We start from the raw sequence: 14,210 nt of genomic DNA on the forward strand, positions 1-14,210 counted from the left end.
AAATGATGTGCGCACTGAGCTATCAGCGCAGCGCGGGCGCGATGTATTCGGCAATCAGTTCGATGGAACGCAAAATGTCGGCGTGCGGTGGATCGATGGAGTGCACCTGGAAACTGATGTCGGTTGCGCGTTGCATCGTGCTATCGGCCAGCAACGAGGCCAGCACAGATTCGGCATCGCCATAGTGCGCATCGGCTATCACGTTGGGTTCAGCCAGACGGCGCGCGTAATCGGTGGAATCGGCGACGAACACGGTGCGCGACGCCAAAATACGCGGCGCAACGCCCGCAGGCAGCGCCGCCAGATAGGCATCGATCATCGGATTCTGGATTTGATCGAGAGTTAAATCGGGCTGATCAGCCGGACGCGGTTGTGTGCGCGACAGCATCAATCCGTGTCCGGCTTGTCCTGCACGCGCTGCGCCGTCCACCGAGAAGGTGGCGATCCACACGCGTTGCGCCAGCGTTGGCGCCGCCGGATACAGGTGATTGTCCGGATGCGCCAGCGTATCGCCGCGCCATGCGCTGATCAGTTGATGCAGATGATCGGCGAACACGCTGGCACGTTGCTCGATGGTTAAACCAAATGGCAGGAACGACGTCGGCGTACCGCCCGATCCCAAGCCCACTTCGAGGCGACCGTTGCTCAGCAAATCCAGCACCGCCGCGTCTTCCGCCACGCGCAGCGCATTCTCCATCGCTAAAGTGATGATGGCGGTGCCGAGACGAATGGTGCGCGTATGCGCCGCCACATGCGCAAGGAACAGCAGCGGCGACGGCAAGCCGCCTTCGTGTTCGTGAAAGTGGTGCTGGGCAATCCACGCGCTATCGAAACCATTACGTTCGGCGTGCTGAATCTGTTCGGTTGCCAGGCGATAGCGCTGCTGCGCGGTGGTGTCATCCAGCAAGCGGGTGAAAAATCCAATGCGTTTACGCGTCATGCAGACTCCTTAATCAGCGGACGGAAAGCGGGAATGGCGTCAATCAGCGATCGGGTATAAGGATGCTGCGGCGCGTTAAATAGCGTGACGGTGTCACCTTGCTCCACCACTTCACCGGCGCACAGCACCGTGACGCTGTGCGCAATGCTGCGCACAGTGGCAAGGTCGTGGGTGATAAACAGATAAGTCAGGCCGAGTTCGCGTTGTAGCTGCTGCAACAGTTGCAGGATCTGCGCTTGCACCGTGACGTCCAGCGCCGAGGTGGCTTCATCCAGCACCAGGATTGCCGGTTGCAGAATCAAGGCGCGCGCAATCGCCACCCGCTGACGCTGACCGCCGGATAACTCGCGCGGTTTACGTGATAAGAAATCCAGCGGCAATGCCACGCGCTGTGCGACCTGTTCGACGCGCTGACGTCGTTGATCCCGGCTGAGTTTTTCAAAATTACGCAGCGGTTCTTCAATGATGCTAAACAGCGTCTGGCGCGGATCGAGTGAAGCAAACGGATTTTGATAGACAAACTGAATCTTACGTCGCAACTGGCGCAGCGCTTCGCCGCGCAATGCGGTGGCATCAATGCCATCAATCACCACGCGTCCACTGTCGGCTTGTTCAAATCCCAACAGAATGCGCGCCAGCGTGGTTTTGCCGGAACCGGATTCACCCACCAACGCGTGCGTGGTGCCGCGCGCAACCGTGACGCAAACGTCTTTCGCCACCTGTAATTGCTGCTGACGATTGAGCGCAAACTGCTTGTTGATGGCGGAAAGTTGAATCGCTGGAGCGGAGAACGTGGCGTGCGCGGGCACGGTTAACGCGCTGTCGCCGGGATCGGCATCCTGCAACAGTTGGCGTGTATAGGGCTGTTTTGGCGCGGCAATTACTTGCGCCGCTGGGCCTTGCTCCTGCACTTCGCCATGACGGAATACCAGCAGCCGATCGGCGCGTTCCGCCGCCAACGCCAAATCGTGGGTGACGAACAGCACCGCCGTGCCGGATTCGCGGCGCAGCACATCCAGCAGATCGAGAATGCGTTTTTGTACCGTGACATCCAGCGCGCTGGTGGGTTCATCGGCGATGATGATTTGCGGACGTAAGGCGAGGGCGATGGCGATCAACACGCGCTGTTTCATGCCGCCGGAAAGCTGATGCGGATACTGCTTCAAACGCTGCTCTGGATGGCTCAAACCGACTTTTTGCAGCAACTCCAGCACGCGCTGTTGTCGCTCCGCTGGGCTGATTTTCAAGTGCAGTTGCAGCATTTCACCGACTTGATCGCCGATGGTTTTCACCGGATTGAGCGAATTGCCGGGATCTTGCGGCACCAAACTGATGCTGACGCCGCGCAAGCTATCCAGCCGCTTTGATGACCAACCGGCAATATCAGTGCCGTTGAGCACAATCTTGCCACGGTCGCGGCGACCATTTTCCGCCAGCAAACCAATAATCGCCTGTGCGGTGGTGGTTTTACCGGAACCGGATTCACCAACCAGCGCCACCATTTCACCTGGCTGCAACGCGAAGCTGACGTTGTGTACCACTTCACGCCATGTACCTTGCTGGCGATAACTCAACGTCAGATTTTCAATAGCTAATAGCGCGCTCATGCGTCACCTCCGGCCAATTGACGACTAATGCGATTGGCAGCCAATACCACCGCCACCACCACGATGCCGGGGAAGGTGGTGAGCCACCACGCGGTTGCCAAATAATTACGTCCTTCTGCGATCAGTAAACCCCATTCCGGTGTCGGCGGCGGCGTGCCGTAGCCGAGAAAACTCAGCGTTGAAAGCGCCAGAATCGCCTGACCAAACTGCAACGCGGCAAAGGCAATCACCGCCGTCAACGAGTTGGGCAAGATGTGACGCCACAACACGCGCCAGAAGCTGCCGCCGCTGCCATAAGCCGCTTCGACAAATTCGCTGCGGCGCACGCGCACCACTTCACCGCGCGCCAGACGGGCGAAGCTGGCAATCGAGGCGATGCCGACGGCTAACGCAGCATGCACGGTGCCGAAACCGAGCAAAATCAAAATGCTCAGCGACAGCAATAACGAAGGAATCGATAACAGCACATCGACTAAGCGCATCAGCGCGTTTTCCGTGCGCCCGCCGCATGCGCCTGCCAGCACGCCGAGCGAGGTACCGCCAATCAAGCCCATCGTCACCGCGGCGACCGCGGCCGACAGTGATTGCGATGCGCCATACACAATGCGCGTGTAGAGATCGCGGCCCAGCTGATCGGTTCCGAGCCAGTAAGCGGCTTGCGGCGCTAACCGTTGTGCGCCGGGCACGCCTTCAGTGGGACTGAAATGGGTAAATAATCCGGGCGCGAATGCCGCCAGCAGCGCCAGCAACATCACCGCCCACGCCAGCCATAATCCGGGTTGGATGTTTAGAACCCGCGCTGTGCGGATACTTTTCCGCGCCGTTGAGTACTCGACCAGGCTCATCGTGCACCTCCGGCAATGGATTGCAGACGGGGATCAAACAGCGGCATCAACGCATCGACCAGCAGGTTAATCAGCACAAACGCCAGCGCCGAAATCATCACCACCGCTTGCAGCACCGCAACATCCTGATTGTTCACCGCCTGTTGGGTGAGCTGACCGATGCCGCTCAGGCCAAACACGGTTTCGGTAATCAGCGCGCCGGCGATCAGTTCACCCAGCAGCAAACCGGCGACGTTAAGCACCGGCAGCAGCGCGTTGCGCATCACGTGATGCCACAACACATGACTTTCGCTGGCACCTTTGGCGCGCGCCACGGCGACAAACGGCTGGGTTGAAACCTGATCAATGCTGCGCAACAGAATCTGTGCCAGCGGCGCAGAGATCGGAATCGCCACGGTGATCACCGGCAAAATCAAACCTTGCAGCGCCGACGGATTGATCACCGGAATCCAGCGCAACTGGAATGAGAACAGTTGAATCAGCGCGATGCCGAGCCAAAAGGTTGGCAATGAGATAAACAGCGCGGGTACCGCTTGCAGCAGCGAACGTAAGAAGCGCAGCGCAGGCAAACGCGATAATGCCGCCAGCGTAAAGGCAATCAGCGTTGCCAGCGCAAAGCCCAGCAATGCCAGTTGCAGCGTAGCGGGCAGGTTACTGAGCAACTGTTCGCTGACCGGCACGCCCGCTTGCACTGAATATCCGAAATCGCCGCGCAACATCGCCCACAACGTATGCAGATACTGCTGCCACAGTGGATTATCCGCGCCGTACGCCAGGCGCATTTCGGCGATTTGATCCGGGCTGAGTCCGAGGTCGGGATTCTGAAACTTAATCAGCACCGCATCGCCGGGTAACACTTGCAGCAGAAAGAACGACAGGGTGAACGCGGCCCACAGCACCAACACGCTTTGACCCACTTTTCGCAGCAGTGAACGTTGCATCATTAACCTGCCTTAGTGTTTTTCCAGCCACGCGCCGTAAAACGACGGACGGCCCACCGCTTCAAAACTTACGCCTTTCAGCCACGGCGCACCGGCGAACACCTGCGGTTCTTCGAAGATCGGAATCACATAGGCTTGATCGAGCAGATAACGCTGTGTATCGCCGGTCACCGCTAAGCGCTTCACCGGATCAACTTCAGAGGAGATGCTCAGCAGCAGCGCGTTGAGCTTGTCGTCACGGAAGTTCTGCACTTTGTCGCTGGAGCCACCTTTTTGCAGCAGCGCATCGCGATTGGTCGGGTAGAACTGACTTTTCACCACATCCGGATCGGCGCGACCCACTTCAGAAACGGTAAGCGGGGTTTTCTGCGGATCGAGGTTATCCAGCACGCGACTGCCGGCATCACCGGCTTTTACCGCCAGCGCCACGCCGATCTGCCGCCACTGCTGCGCCACCAGTTGCAGCACTTCTTTGTTCTGCGGCTGCGGCAATGATTCATACACCGCTAACGCCAGCTTCTTGCCTTCTTTCTCGCGAATGCCGTCGCTGCCCGGCTTCCAACCCGCTTCATCCAGCAGCTTTTTCGACAGCGCCGGATCGTATTTCAGCTTGTCAGCCAGATTGACGTAGCCCGCCGCCGAGGTGGCGATCACCGAGGTGGCTTGCGGATAGTTGGGCGAGAACAGGGTTTGCACCACTTGCTGCGCGTTAGTGGCGTGCAGCAGCGCCTGACGCACTTTCACATCGCTGACCAGCGGGTTATCCGGGCGGAAGCTGATACTGTCGTTCACGCCGCGCGTCGGTGCCGCGTAGATCGGGAAGTTTTGCTGCTGCGCCTGCTTTTCGTCATAGGCTTGTACCTGACGGATAAAGTCGGCCTGGCCCGCTAATAACGCGCCGATACGCACGCTGTCTTCCGGCGTGACGATAAATTTGATGCCATCGAGATTGGCTGGCCCTTGCTGGGCGAGGTTTTTCGGTCCCCATTGATAATCTTTACGTGCGGTTAAATCGACTTCGCGCCCGAGCTTTTCATCGCTGACCACAAACGGGCCGGAACCGATGATATGGCGCGCATCGCCCAATTGATCGAAGCTACGCTGCAAGGTGCTGAGCGAAACCAATCCCGATCCAATGGTCGCTGTGCCCTGTAAAAATCCCGGTGACGGTTTTTTGAAATAGAATTTCACCGTCAGCGGATCAATAACCTCACTGTGATCATAATTATTAATCACTTCAGAAACCGGCAGGCGTTGGGCTTTATTTCCCAGGCCATAAGTATCAAAGTTTTTCGCCACCGCATTGGCATCTAATGGCGTGCCATCGGAGAAAGTGACGCCGGAACGCAGTTTAAAGGTATATTCGGTTTTATCGGCGTTACTGCTCCAGCTTTCGGCAATCCACGGTTCGACTTTTAAGGTTTCGGGATTCTGCCAGGTTAATTTGTCGGTGATTTGATTCAGAATTCCGCCATTCGGATAAAAGCCGCCCGCGGGGGGATAAAGGTTGGTGTGCGCCTGCTGTTCAAGATAAACCAGCGTGCCGCCTCTGACCGGTGCATCGGCGGCGTGTGCACTAAAAATCCCTGAGAGCAGCGCTAAACTCAGCGCCTGCAAATGAAAATGCTTGGTCATGATGTTTCCCTTTTTTATCAATGTTGGTACGGCTTTGTTCATCATTGAATGTCGCTCTCGTGAGTTGAACCAATGAATTGCACTAAGCTTTGCCAGAAAAGATAAATAGGGTTTCGGTCACCATAAATGGCGACCCTACAACGTATATGTTTGCATAGGATGGTCACCATAAATGGCGACCTTACAAAATCGGCGTAGGGTCGCCATTTATGGTGACCGTAATTTTATTTGTGCGTGGAATATAACGCCGATGAATTTAAAATATCCCCGGCTATTTCCATTTTTTATATTCACTATCTCGGAATTGTTGTTTTACGAAATAGCGTTTGTCACACCACACTACTCGCCATATTTATTTCGAAAAGGATAAGGCGCATGTCATACCGACTGAGTTTGCTGGATAAATCGCCAATTGCGGACGGTGAGAGCGCCAGTCACGCGCTACATCGCACCTTACATCTGGCGCAGCAGGCCGAAGCCTGGGGCTATCATCGCTTCTGGTTAGCGGAACACCACAACAGCGATCGTCTGGCCAGCCCGTCGCCGGAATTGCTGATTGCATGGATCATCGGCCAAACCAAACACATTCGCATCGGCTCTGGCGGCGTAATGTTGCAGCATTACAGCCCGTACAAAGTGGCAGAAAACTTCAACCTGCTGGCATCGCTGGCGCCGGGACGCATCGATATCGGCATTGGTAAAGCGCCCGGCGGATTGCCGCTCTCTACGCGCGCGCTGCAACTCGGTGTGCACCTCAATGAAAAGGGCAGTTTCCCGGAACAACTGACCTTACTGGATAGCTGGTTAAATGTGCCGCCGGTTGGCGATGAAGAGATCCTGCGCGCGACGCCGCAACCGCCGCGTCCCGCCAATCGCTTCCTGTTGGGAGCAAGCGTTGAGAGCGCCAAACTGGCGGCGGAACTGGGCTGGCAATTGGTTTTCGCCGCGCACCATAACGGCGATCCGCTGTTGATGGAAAAAGTGCTCAACAGCTATCGCCAACACAGCAACGGCCAACGTGCGCTGGTGGCGGTGCAAGCGGTAGTGGCGGATTCGCCGGCGGAAGCCGATCTGCTGGTCGAGAGCTTGCGCGTCTATCACGTCAATGTGAAAGATGGCCCGAGCGTCAATGTCGGTAGCGTGGAACAGGCCGAACGCTACGTGCGGCAGGGCGGCTACAGCGATTACGTGATTGAGCCGCGTACGCCGTCATTGCTGAAAGGCACCGCCGCACAAGTGCATGCCAAGTTGGACGCGCTGCACCAGAACTTCGGTATTGAAGAGTTCGTGATTGATACGCCGGTGGCAGAAGAGCAGGCGCGGGTGAAATCCCTCGAACTGTTAGCCACTCATCGTTTAGTAACGGCGTGAGGCGGAGAGCGCGATGACGCAATTTAGCGAACAGCAACTGATTGATTGGCGACGCGAGTTGCACAGCTGGCCGGAGTTATCCGGACGTGAAGTGGCAACCACCGCGCGTTTGCGCGCTTGGTTGCAGGAGGCTGGTTTGCGCTTGCTGGATTATCCGCTGGAAACCGGCGTGGTGGTGGAGGTCGGCAGCGGCGAAACGCTGATTGCATTGCGTGCCGATATTGATGCGCTGCCGATTCATGAAGCCACCGGACTTGCTTACCGCTCGCGTAATGCCGGTGTAATGCACGCGTGCGGACACGATGTGCACAGCGCAGTGATGCTCGGCGCGGCGTTGCAACTCAAAGCGATGGAAGCGCAATTGCCCGGCCGCATTCGCATTCTGTTTCAGCCTGCGGAAGAGAATGCCACCGGCGCGCGCCAGTTGATCAACGCGGGCGTCCTTGACGATGTGCAGGCGATTTTTGGCATGCACAATGAGCCGGGATTGCCGACCGGCACCTTCGCCACGCGCGGCGGTGCGTTCTACGCCAATGCCGATAAATTCATCGTGCGCGTTTCCGGTAAAGGTGCGCACGCCGCACATCCCGAAGACGGCGTGGACAGCATTGTGGTTGCCAGCCAGATCATCCAGGCGCTGCAATCGCTGACCAGCCGCAGTTTTAATACGCTGGATAGTTTGGTGCTAAGCGTGACGCGCATCGATGCCGGTAAAACCTGGAATGTGTTGCCGGGGGAAGCTGAATTTGGCGGTACGGTGCGCACCCATGACAAACAGGTGCGCGCGGAACTGGAACAGCGTGCGCGCACGCTGGTGGAGAATATCGCCAGCGCCAACGGTGCCAGCGCCACCTTTAGTTGGCATCCCGGCCCGCCGGTGCTGGAGAACGATACGCGCTGGGCACAATTCGCCAGCCACATCGCCCAGCAAAACGGTTATCAGGTGCAAACCGCTGAACTGCATCTTGGCGGCGAGGATTTCGCCTACTACTTACAACAGATCCCCGGCGCGTTCGTCAGCATTGGTAGCGCCAGTGAATTTGGTCTGCACCACGGCGGCTTCAATCCCGATGAAGCGCTAATTGCGCCCGCTGCACATTACTTCAGCCAACTGGCTCAACAGGCGTTGCAGCACCTCAACGCGCGATGTCGCGACGCCATCCTGAACTAACCCCATTTAATTCATCGATCTGCACGGCAACATGATGTTGCCGTCAGGCCGCGCTTTGCCACAAGAGAGACGATTATGACTGCAAGACAACTGCGATTAGGCACCATTTTGCATGGCGCATCCGGCAACATGTCGGCGTGGCGACATCCCGCGGCTCAGGCCAATGCCAGCATCAGTTTTGATTACGCCAAACAAATCGCGCGTAAGGCGGAAGCGGGCAAACTCGATTTCCTGTTCGTCGCCGATGGTCTGTTTATCAATGAAAAATCGATCCCACATTTCCTCAATCGCTTTGAGCCGTTGACGCTATTGTCGGCGCTGGCGGGCGTGACCGAGCACCTCGGCTTGGTCGGCACGGTTTCAACCTCGTACAGCGAACCGTTCACCGTGGCGCGCCAGTTCGCCAGCCTCGATCATCTTAGCGGCGGTCGCGCCGGTTGGAATGTGGTGACCTCGCCGCTGGAAGGTTCGGCGAAGAACTTCTCGCGCGCCCAGCATCCCGAGCATGCGCTGCGCTATCGCATCGCCGATGAATACCTGCAAGTGGTGAAAGGATTGTGGGATTCGTGGGAAGGCGATGCTTTTGTGCGTAATAAGGAGAGCGGGCAATTCTTTGATGCCAGCAAGTTGCATACCTTGGATCACCACGGCGATTTCTTCCAGGTGCAAGGGCCGCTGAACATTGAGCGCACACCGCAAGGGCGTCCGGTGGTGTTCCAGGCGGGTGCCTCGGAAGATGGCCGCAAGCTGGCAGCCAAACATGCCGATGCCATTTTCACTCATCAACCGACGCGTGAAGAAGCGCAGGCGTTTTATCAAGACGTGAAAAAACAGTTGGTGGCGAACGGACGCCAGCCGGGTGATCTGCACATCTTTCAGGGCGTCGGCGTGATTGTCGGCGATGATGCTGAGGATGTGGAGCAGCAGTACCAAACCACCGCCGCGCTGGTATCGATCAAAGATGCGCTCAACTATCTTGGCCGCTTCTTCGATCACCACGACTTCTCACAATATCCGCTCGATGAACCTTTCCCGCAGCTCGGTGATATCGGTCAAAACAGCTTCCGCAGCACCACCGATGAAATCAAACGCAAGGCACGGGAACACGGCCACACGTTGCGCCAGGCCGCGCTGGAAGCTGCTACACCGCGTCCGCTGTTCCATGGCACGCCGGAACAGGTCGCCGATGGTTTGCAACTGTGGTTCGAAAGCGAAGCTACCGATGGTTTCATCATTCAGGGCGGCACGCCGGACACCTTCGAACGCTTTGTCGATCGCGTGATCCCGATTCTGCAAGCGCGTGGCTTAACCCGCCGCGATTATCCCGGCACCACGCTGCGCGCCAGCTTTGGTCTGCCAGAACCCGTTAACCAATTCACACAACAATAAAAATCGAGAATAACGCTATGCAGAAAAAATTCCTTATCGCGCTGATGTTGCTGGGCCTGAGCAGCACGGTGTTGGCTGAAGATGTGGCAGTTAACGGTCAGCAAATCAGTATTGAAGCCAATAAAACGCCAATCAATACGGCAAAAAACGCCGCCGCCGTGGCACAAATCCCCGCCGGACATCGCTTCGCCGTGCCAGGTTCATTTACCGTGGCGGTTGCCGCCTTGAACTCACCGCCGCTCACCGTCTTCAGCGATGACAATAAAACCTTGCTCGGCAGCGAAGTGGATATTGCCCGGCTGGTGGCCGATAGCCTTGGGCTGAAACTCAACGTGGTGCCAACCTCGTGGGAAGATTGGCCGCTCGGCGTGGCATCGGGCAAATACGATGCGGCGATCACCAACGTCACCGTCACCAAAGAGCGTAAAGAACGCTTCGATTTCGCTACCTACCGCAAAGATTCCCTCGGCTTTTACGTCAAAGCCAGCAGCCCGATTAAATCGCTAACCAAGGCAGAAGATATTGCTGGATTGCGCATCATCGTCGGTTCCGGCACCAATCAGGAAGCGATTTTGCTGGCGTGGGATAAGGAGAATCAGGCCAAAGGACTCAAGCCCTTTACCCCGGTTTATACCAAAGATGATGCCGCACAAACGCTGGCGTTGCAGTCGGGGCGGGCCGATGCCTATTTCGGCCCGAACGTAATTGGCGCGTGGAAAGCGGCGCTGACCAAACAAACCAAATTGGTTGGCAGCGTCGATGGCGGCTGGCCGAAAGCGGCACATATCGCCGTAACGGTGAAGAAAGACAACGGCTTGGTGCAACCGATTAACACCGCGCTGAACGGCGTAATCAAAAACGGCGACTACGACAAAGTGCTGAATCGCTGGGGCGAAGGCGTGGAACGTCTCAACAGTTCAGAAATCAATCCCGCCGGATTGGGCGATTAAGGAGGCCGCATGAGCCAGCAATTTTTCCGTGAAGTGTCGCCAGAAGCGCCTGAACTCCAGCCAATCTTAACCGGCTTATTTGGCGAATACGCCGCGCGTTATGGTGAATTTTTTAGCCGTAAAAAAGAGGTGGAGCTGACCGAATGGTATTTGCCGCCGCGCGGACTGTTTATTGTGCTGGAGCGCGACGGCGAAATCATCGCCATGGGCGCGTATAAGCCGTATGACGCGGTGACCGCCGAGTTTAAGCGCATCTGGACGCGCAGCGATTTGCGTCGTCAGGGTTTGGCGCTGCTGATTCTGCAAGAGCTGGAGCGGCGCGCGTTGCGTGCTGGTTATCAACGCGTGTTTCTCACCACCGGATTCCGCCAGCCGGAAGCAGTGAAGCTGTATATCGGTCACGGTTATCAGCCACAGTTTCAGCTGTTGGAGGATATGGAAGTCTACAGCCAGCCGCCGCACGATGGCCGTTTGCGCTTCCTTAAAGTGATTGATGTACACAGCACCGCGCAGGCCAGCTAAGGAGCAATGATGAGCGAGCAAAAACCGCTTACCGTGGTGCCGGCACGTTATCCGGCGCGTACCGTTGGCGCACTGGTCGCGCTGTTTATTCTTGCCAGCGTAATTGACTCGATTGCCTTTAACCCGCGCTGGGAATGGGGCGTATTCGCCAAATGGTTTTTTGATCCTGTAATCCTCAGCGGTTTGGGCCAAACGCTGCTGCTGACGCTGTTTGGCACCGTGCTTAGCCTGATTTTTGGCGGTTTGCTGGCGCTGGCGCGGCTCTCATCATCGTGGCTGCTTAGCACGCTGGCGTTCGGCTATATCTGGCTGTTCCGCTCGCTGCCGCTGATTGTGGTGCTGATCATTCTTTATAACTTCTCGTATCTGTACGACACGTTATCGCTCGGTATTCCGTTTACCGCGTTGTCGTGGGGACATTTCCAGACGATAAACGTGCTCGGCCAGTTCCCGGCGGCGGTGATCGGTTTGACGCTGGTGCAAAGTGCTTACAGCGCCGAGATCATTCGCGGCGGCTTTTTGGGTGTCGATCACGGCCAATTTGAGGCGGCTTCAGCGCTGGGTTTATCCTCTTCGCGACGCACCTTCCGCATCATTCTGCCGCAGGCGTTGCGGGCGATTATTCCCACCACCTTTAATGAAATCATCAGCCTCGCCAAAGGCACGTCGATGGTTTACGTGCTGGCGATGCCGGAACTGTTTTACACCATCCAGATGATCTACAACCGCACGCAGCAGGTGATCCCGCTGCTGATGGTCGGTGCTGCCTGGTATTTGATCATCACCACCGTGTTGTCACTGCTGCAACACAGCGTTGAGCGTTGGCTGGCACGCAGCGTGACGCGTGAACCGCAACCGTCGCGCTGGCGTCAATTGCGCAATCGCAGCAACCTATCCGCCACCGAGGAGCTTTCCCATGTCCGAAGCCATTGATTACCGCAATCTGCACAGCACCGGCGCGATCAGTATCACCGGCGTCAGTAAGTCGTTCGGCAAACTGAAAGCGCTGGATGACGTTTCTCTGGAATTAGAACCGGGTTCGGTGACGGTGATCCTTGGGCCATCCGGATCGGGCAAATCGACGTTGCTGCGCACCATCAATCATCTGGAACGGGTGGACAGTGGCTATATTCAGATCGATGGCGACTACATCGGTTATCAGCGACGTGGCGATAAGCTGTATGAGCTGAAAGAGCAGGCGATTCTGCGTCAGCGCATCAACGTGGGCTACGTGTTCCAAAACTTCAATTTGTTCCCGCATTTAACCGTGCTGGAGAACCTGATTGAAGCGCCGATTGCCCATCGTCAGTTGTCGCGCCGGGAGGCGATTGAGCGTGCCGGTGAGTTGCTGGATGTGGTGGGTTTACGCCATAAAGCCGATGCGTGGCCGCGCCATTTATCGGGTGGACAACAACAGCGCATCGCCATTGCGCGTGCGTTGATGCTGAATCCGCGCGTGATGCTGTTTGATGAACCGACCTCGGCGCTCGACCCCGAGCTGGTGGGCGAAGTGCTGGACGTGATCAAAAAGCTGGCGCGTTCCGGCACCACATTGGTGATCGTCACGCATGAAGTCGGTTTTGCCCGTGAAGTGGCGGACAATGTGGTGTTTATGGTCGATGGCCGTATTGTGGAGCAGGGCAGCAGTTATCAAGTGCTGAACCAACCGCGCCATGAGCGCACCAAACGTTTTCTGGCGCGGGTGCTGTGATGGAGCGGATTATTACTGCGGCATTGTTCACGCTGATATTTACTGCACCGGCGCTGGCGGCGGAAAAACTGGATGCGCGGAATAACGAAACGCCGATCACTATTGCGGCCAATCCACAAGCCATCGCCAAAATTCCGCCGGGTTTTCATTTCGTCAATCCGGGATTTTTAACCGTCGCCACTTCGGCAAATAATTCGCCGCCCATTGGTTTGTGGGCTTCGGATAATAAAACCCTGATTGGCAGCGATCCGGATATTGCGCGTTTGCTGGCGGATAGCCTTGGTCTAAAGCTGAAACTGGTGCCAGCGGCGTGGGAGGATTGGCCGCTGGGCATTACGGCGGGGCGCTATGACGTGGCGATGTTCAATATCGCGGTAACCGAGGAGCGTAAAAAGAAATTCGATTTCGCCACCTATCGCGCGGATAACCATGCGTTTATGGTGAAAACCGACAGCACCTTGCAGGTCAAAGGGCGCGAGGATATTGCCGGAAAACGCATTATTGTCGGTTCGGGAACCAACCAGGAGAAGATTTTACTCAGCTGGGATGATAAGAATCGCGCGCAAGGTTTAGCGCCCGTGCAACCGATTTACCTGAACGATGATGCAGCTGCGACCCTGGCGCTGCTTTCCGGGCGGGCCGATGCATCGTTTGGCCCGCAGGCGATGGCAGCATGGAAAGTGGCTTCGCGCGGACAAACTAAGATCGTTGGTCACAGCCCGTTCCGCTCGTGGGTGGCGGTGACGACGAAGAAAGGTAACGGCCTGGACGTGGCATTGCAGCAAGCGATTAATGGTGCAATTAACAGCGGGCAATATAAACACGTTTTGGCGCGCTGGGGTGAACAGGAAGAAGCAGTTGAAACTTCACAGGTAAATCCGCCGGGAATTGTTTATCAGTAAAATGCAGAGTTAATATTGCGAGAAAGCTCACAAGGTAAAAGTTGTGGGCTTTTTTATTTTCATCGTTTTATACGTTGGCTCGCAATTATCGCGGTTATTTTGTTAGTGATGTTGCTAATTATCTTGAGTGCTGATTTTTATTAATGGCTTTGTTTTTATTTATTATGAAAACGACTAATGTTTCTATCCGAATATTGTGCAAGGATGGTGATGGTTTTGGGCGAGT

At 56.4% G+C, this 14,210-nt stretch carries 13 protein-coding genes; 8 read left to right on the forward strand and 5 right to left on the reverse strand.

What is annotated here, in order from left to right; all coding sequences use genetic code 11:
* Positions 1–22 precede the first annotated feature (22 nt).
* From ACPUC7_RS22240 to ACPUC7_RS22260, 5 genes are read right to left on the reverse strand one after another with little or no spacing between them, the layout of a single operon-like run.
* The gene (locus tag ACPUC7_RS22240) at positions 23–940 is read right to left on the reverse strand and encodes a putative FMN-dependent luciferase-like monooxygenase (RefSeq protein ID WP_494924583.1); all 918 of its coding nucleotides are present in this window, start codon (positions 938–940) and stop codon (positions 23–25) included.
* Positions 937–2,547 carry a dipeptide ABC transporter ATP-binding protein gene (locus tag ACPUC7_RS22245; protein WP_494924584.1) on the reverse strand — a complete coding sequence of 537 codons (1,611 nt, stop codon included), beginning with the start codon at positions 2,545–2,547 and terminating at the stop codon, positions 937–939. The genes ACPUC7_RS22240 and ACPUC7_RS22245 overlap by 4 nt, the downstream gene beginning before the upstream one ends.
* The gene (locus ACPUC7_RS22250) at positions 2,544–3,392 is read right to left on the reverse strand and encodes an ABC transporter permease (RefSeq protein WP_494924585.1); all 849 of its coding nucleotides are present in this window, start codon (positions 3,390–3,392) and stop codon (positions 2,544–2,546) included. Before ACPUC7_RS22250 ends, ACPUC7_RS22245 begins: the two co-directional genes overlap by 4 nt.
* The gene (locus ACPUC7_RS22255) at positions 3,389–4,333 is read right to left on the reverse strand and encodes an ABC transporter permease (RefSeq protein ID WP_494924620.1); all 945 of its coding nucleotides are present in this window, start codon (positions 4,331–4,333) and stop codon (positions 3,389–3,391) included. Before ACPUC7_RS22255 ends, ACPUC7_RS22250 begins: the two co-directional genes overlap by 4 nt.
* Before the next feature lie 12 nt (positions 4,334–4,345).
* Positions 4,346–5,968, reverse strand: a complete 1,623-nt coding sequence (locus ACPUC7_RS22260) for a TIGR04028 family ABC transporter substrate-binding protein (protein WP_494924586.1) — start codon at positions 5,966–5,968, stop codon at positions 4,346–4,348.
* 375 nt (positions 5,969–6,343) lie between these two features.
* Between ACPUC7_RS22260 and ACPUC7_RS22265 the strand changes: the two genes are divergently transcribed.
* From ACPUC7_RS22265 to ACPUC7_RS22300, 8 genes are all read left to right on the forward strand, one after another.
* A complete protein-coding gene (locus ACPUC7_RS22265) occupies positions 6,344–7,339 on the forward strand; it encodes an MsnO8 family LLM class oxidoreductase (protein ID WP_494924587.1) in 996 nt (331 codons plus the stop codon).
* 13 nt (positions 7,340–7,352) lie between these two features.
* Positions 7,353–8,510 (forward strand): amidohydrolase, encoded by a 1,158-nt coding sequence (locus ACPUC7_RS22270; protein WP_494924588.1) that lies wholly within the window; start codon positions 7,353–7,355, stop codon positions 8,508–8,510.
* A gap of 75 nt (positions 8,511–8,585) precedes the next feature.
* Positions 8,586–9,899: an LLM class flavin-dependent oxidoreductase gene (locus tag ACPUC7_RS22275; RefSeq protein ID WP_494924589.1), complete on the forward strand. Its 1,314-nt coding sequence runs from the start codon at positions 8,586–8,588 to the stop codon at positions 9,897–9,899.
* Positions 9,900–9,916: 17 nt separating this feature from the next.
* Positions 9,917–10,849, forward strand: a complete 933-nt coding sequence (locus tag ACPUC7_RS22280; RefSeq protein WP_494924590.1) for an ABC transporter substrate-binding protein — start codon at positions 9,917–9,919, stop codon at positions 10,847–10,849.
* Positions 10,850–10,858: 9 nt separating this feature from the next.
* A complete protein-coding gene (locus ACPUC7_RS22285; protein ID WP_494924591.1) occupies positions 10,859–11,371 on the forward strand; it encodes a GNAT family N-acetyltransferase in 513 nt (170 codons plus the stop codon).
* A gap of 9 nt (positions 11,372–11,380) precedes the next feature.
* On the forward strand, positions 11,381–12,304 hold the full coding sequence (locus ACPUC7_RS22290) for an amino acid ABC transporter permease (RefSeq protein ID WP_494924592.1): 924 nt from the start codon (positions 11,381–11,383) through the stop codon (positions 12,302–12,304).
* Positions 12,288–13,082, forward strand: coding sequence for an amino acid ABC transporter ATP-binding protein (locus ACPUC7_RS22295; protein WP_343550412.1), 795 nt, complete (start codon positions 12,288–12,290; stop codon positions 13,080–13,082). The genes ACPUC7_RS22290 and ACPUC7_RS22295 overlap by 17 nt, the downstream gene beginning before the upstream one ends.
* Entirely contained in the window at positions 13,082–13,984 is a 903-nt protein-coding gene (locus tag ACPUC7_RS22300) for an ABC transporter substrate-binding protein (protein WP_494924593.1), read from the forward strand. Before ACPUC7_RS22295 ends, ACPUC7_RS22300 begins: the two co-directional genes overlap by 1 nt.
* Positions 13,985–14,210: the final 226 nt, after the last annotated feature.

This window comes from Pantoea sp. CFCC18179 (assembly GCF_059412405.1).

Bases quoted from the DNA above. Each gene is read 5' to 3' on its own strand.
- ACPUC7_RS22240 (WP_494924583.1), bottom strand. From the start codon at position 940: ATGACGCGTAAACGCATTGGATTTTTCACCCGCTTGCTGGATGACACC.
- ACPUC7_RS22245 (WP_494924584.1), bottom strand. From the start codon at position 2,547: ATGAGCGCGCTATTAGCTATTGAAAATCTGACGTTGAGTTATCGCCAG.
- ACPUC7_RS22250 (WP_494924585.1), bottom strand. From the start codon at position 3,392: ATGAGCCTGGTCGAGTACTCAACGGCGCGGAAAAGTATCCGCACAGCG.
- ACPUC7_RS22255 (WP_494924620.1), bottom strand. From the start codon at position 4,333: ATGCAACGTTCACTGCTGCGAAAAGTGGGTCAAAGCGTGTTGGTGCTG.
- ACPUC7_RS22260 (WP_494924586.1), bottom strand. From the start codon at position 5,968: ATGACCAAGCATTTTCATTTGCAGGCGCTGAGTTTAGCGCTGCTCTCA.
- ACPUC7_RS22265 (WP_494924587.1), top strand. From the start codon at position 6,344: ATGTCATACCGACTGAGTTTGCTGGATAAATCGCCAATTGCGGACGGT.
- ACPUC7_RS22270 (WP_494924588.1), top strand. From the start codon at position 7,353: ATGACGCAATTTAGCGAACAGCAACTGATTGATTGGCGACGCGAGTTG.
- ACPUC7_RS22275 (WP_494924589.1), top strand. From the start codon at position 8,586: ATGACTGCAAGACAACTGCGATTAGGCACCATTTTGCATGGCGCATCC.
- ACPUC7_RS22280 (WP_494924590.1), top strand. From the start codon at position 9,917: ATGCAGAAAAAATTCCTTATCGCGCTGATGTTGCTGGGCCTGAGCAGC.
- ACPUC7_RS22285 (WP_494924591.1), top strand. From the start codon at position 10,859: ATGAGCCAGCAATTTTTCCGTGAAGTGTCGCCAGAAGCGCCTGAACTC.
- ACPUC7_RS22290 (WP_494924592.1), top strand. From the start codon at position 11,381: ATGAGCGAGCAAAAACCGCTTACCGTGGTGCCGGCACGTTATCCGGCG.
- ACPUC7_RS22295 (WP_343550412.1), top strand. From the start codon at position 12,288: ATGTCCGAAGCCATTGATTACCGCAATCTGCACAGCACCGGCGCGATC.
- ACPUC7_RS22300 (WP_494924593.1), top strand. From the start codon at position 13,082: ATGGAGCGGATTATTACTGCGGCATTGTTCACGCTGATATTTACTGCA.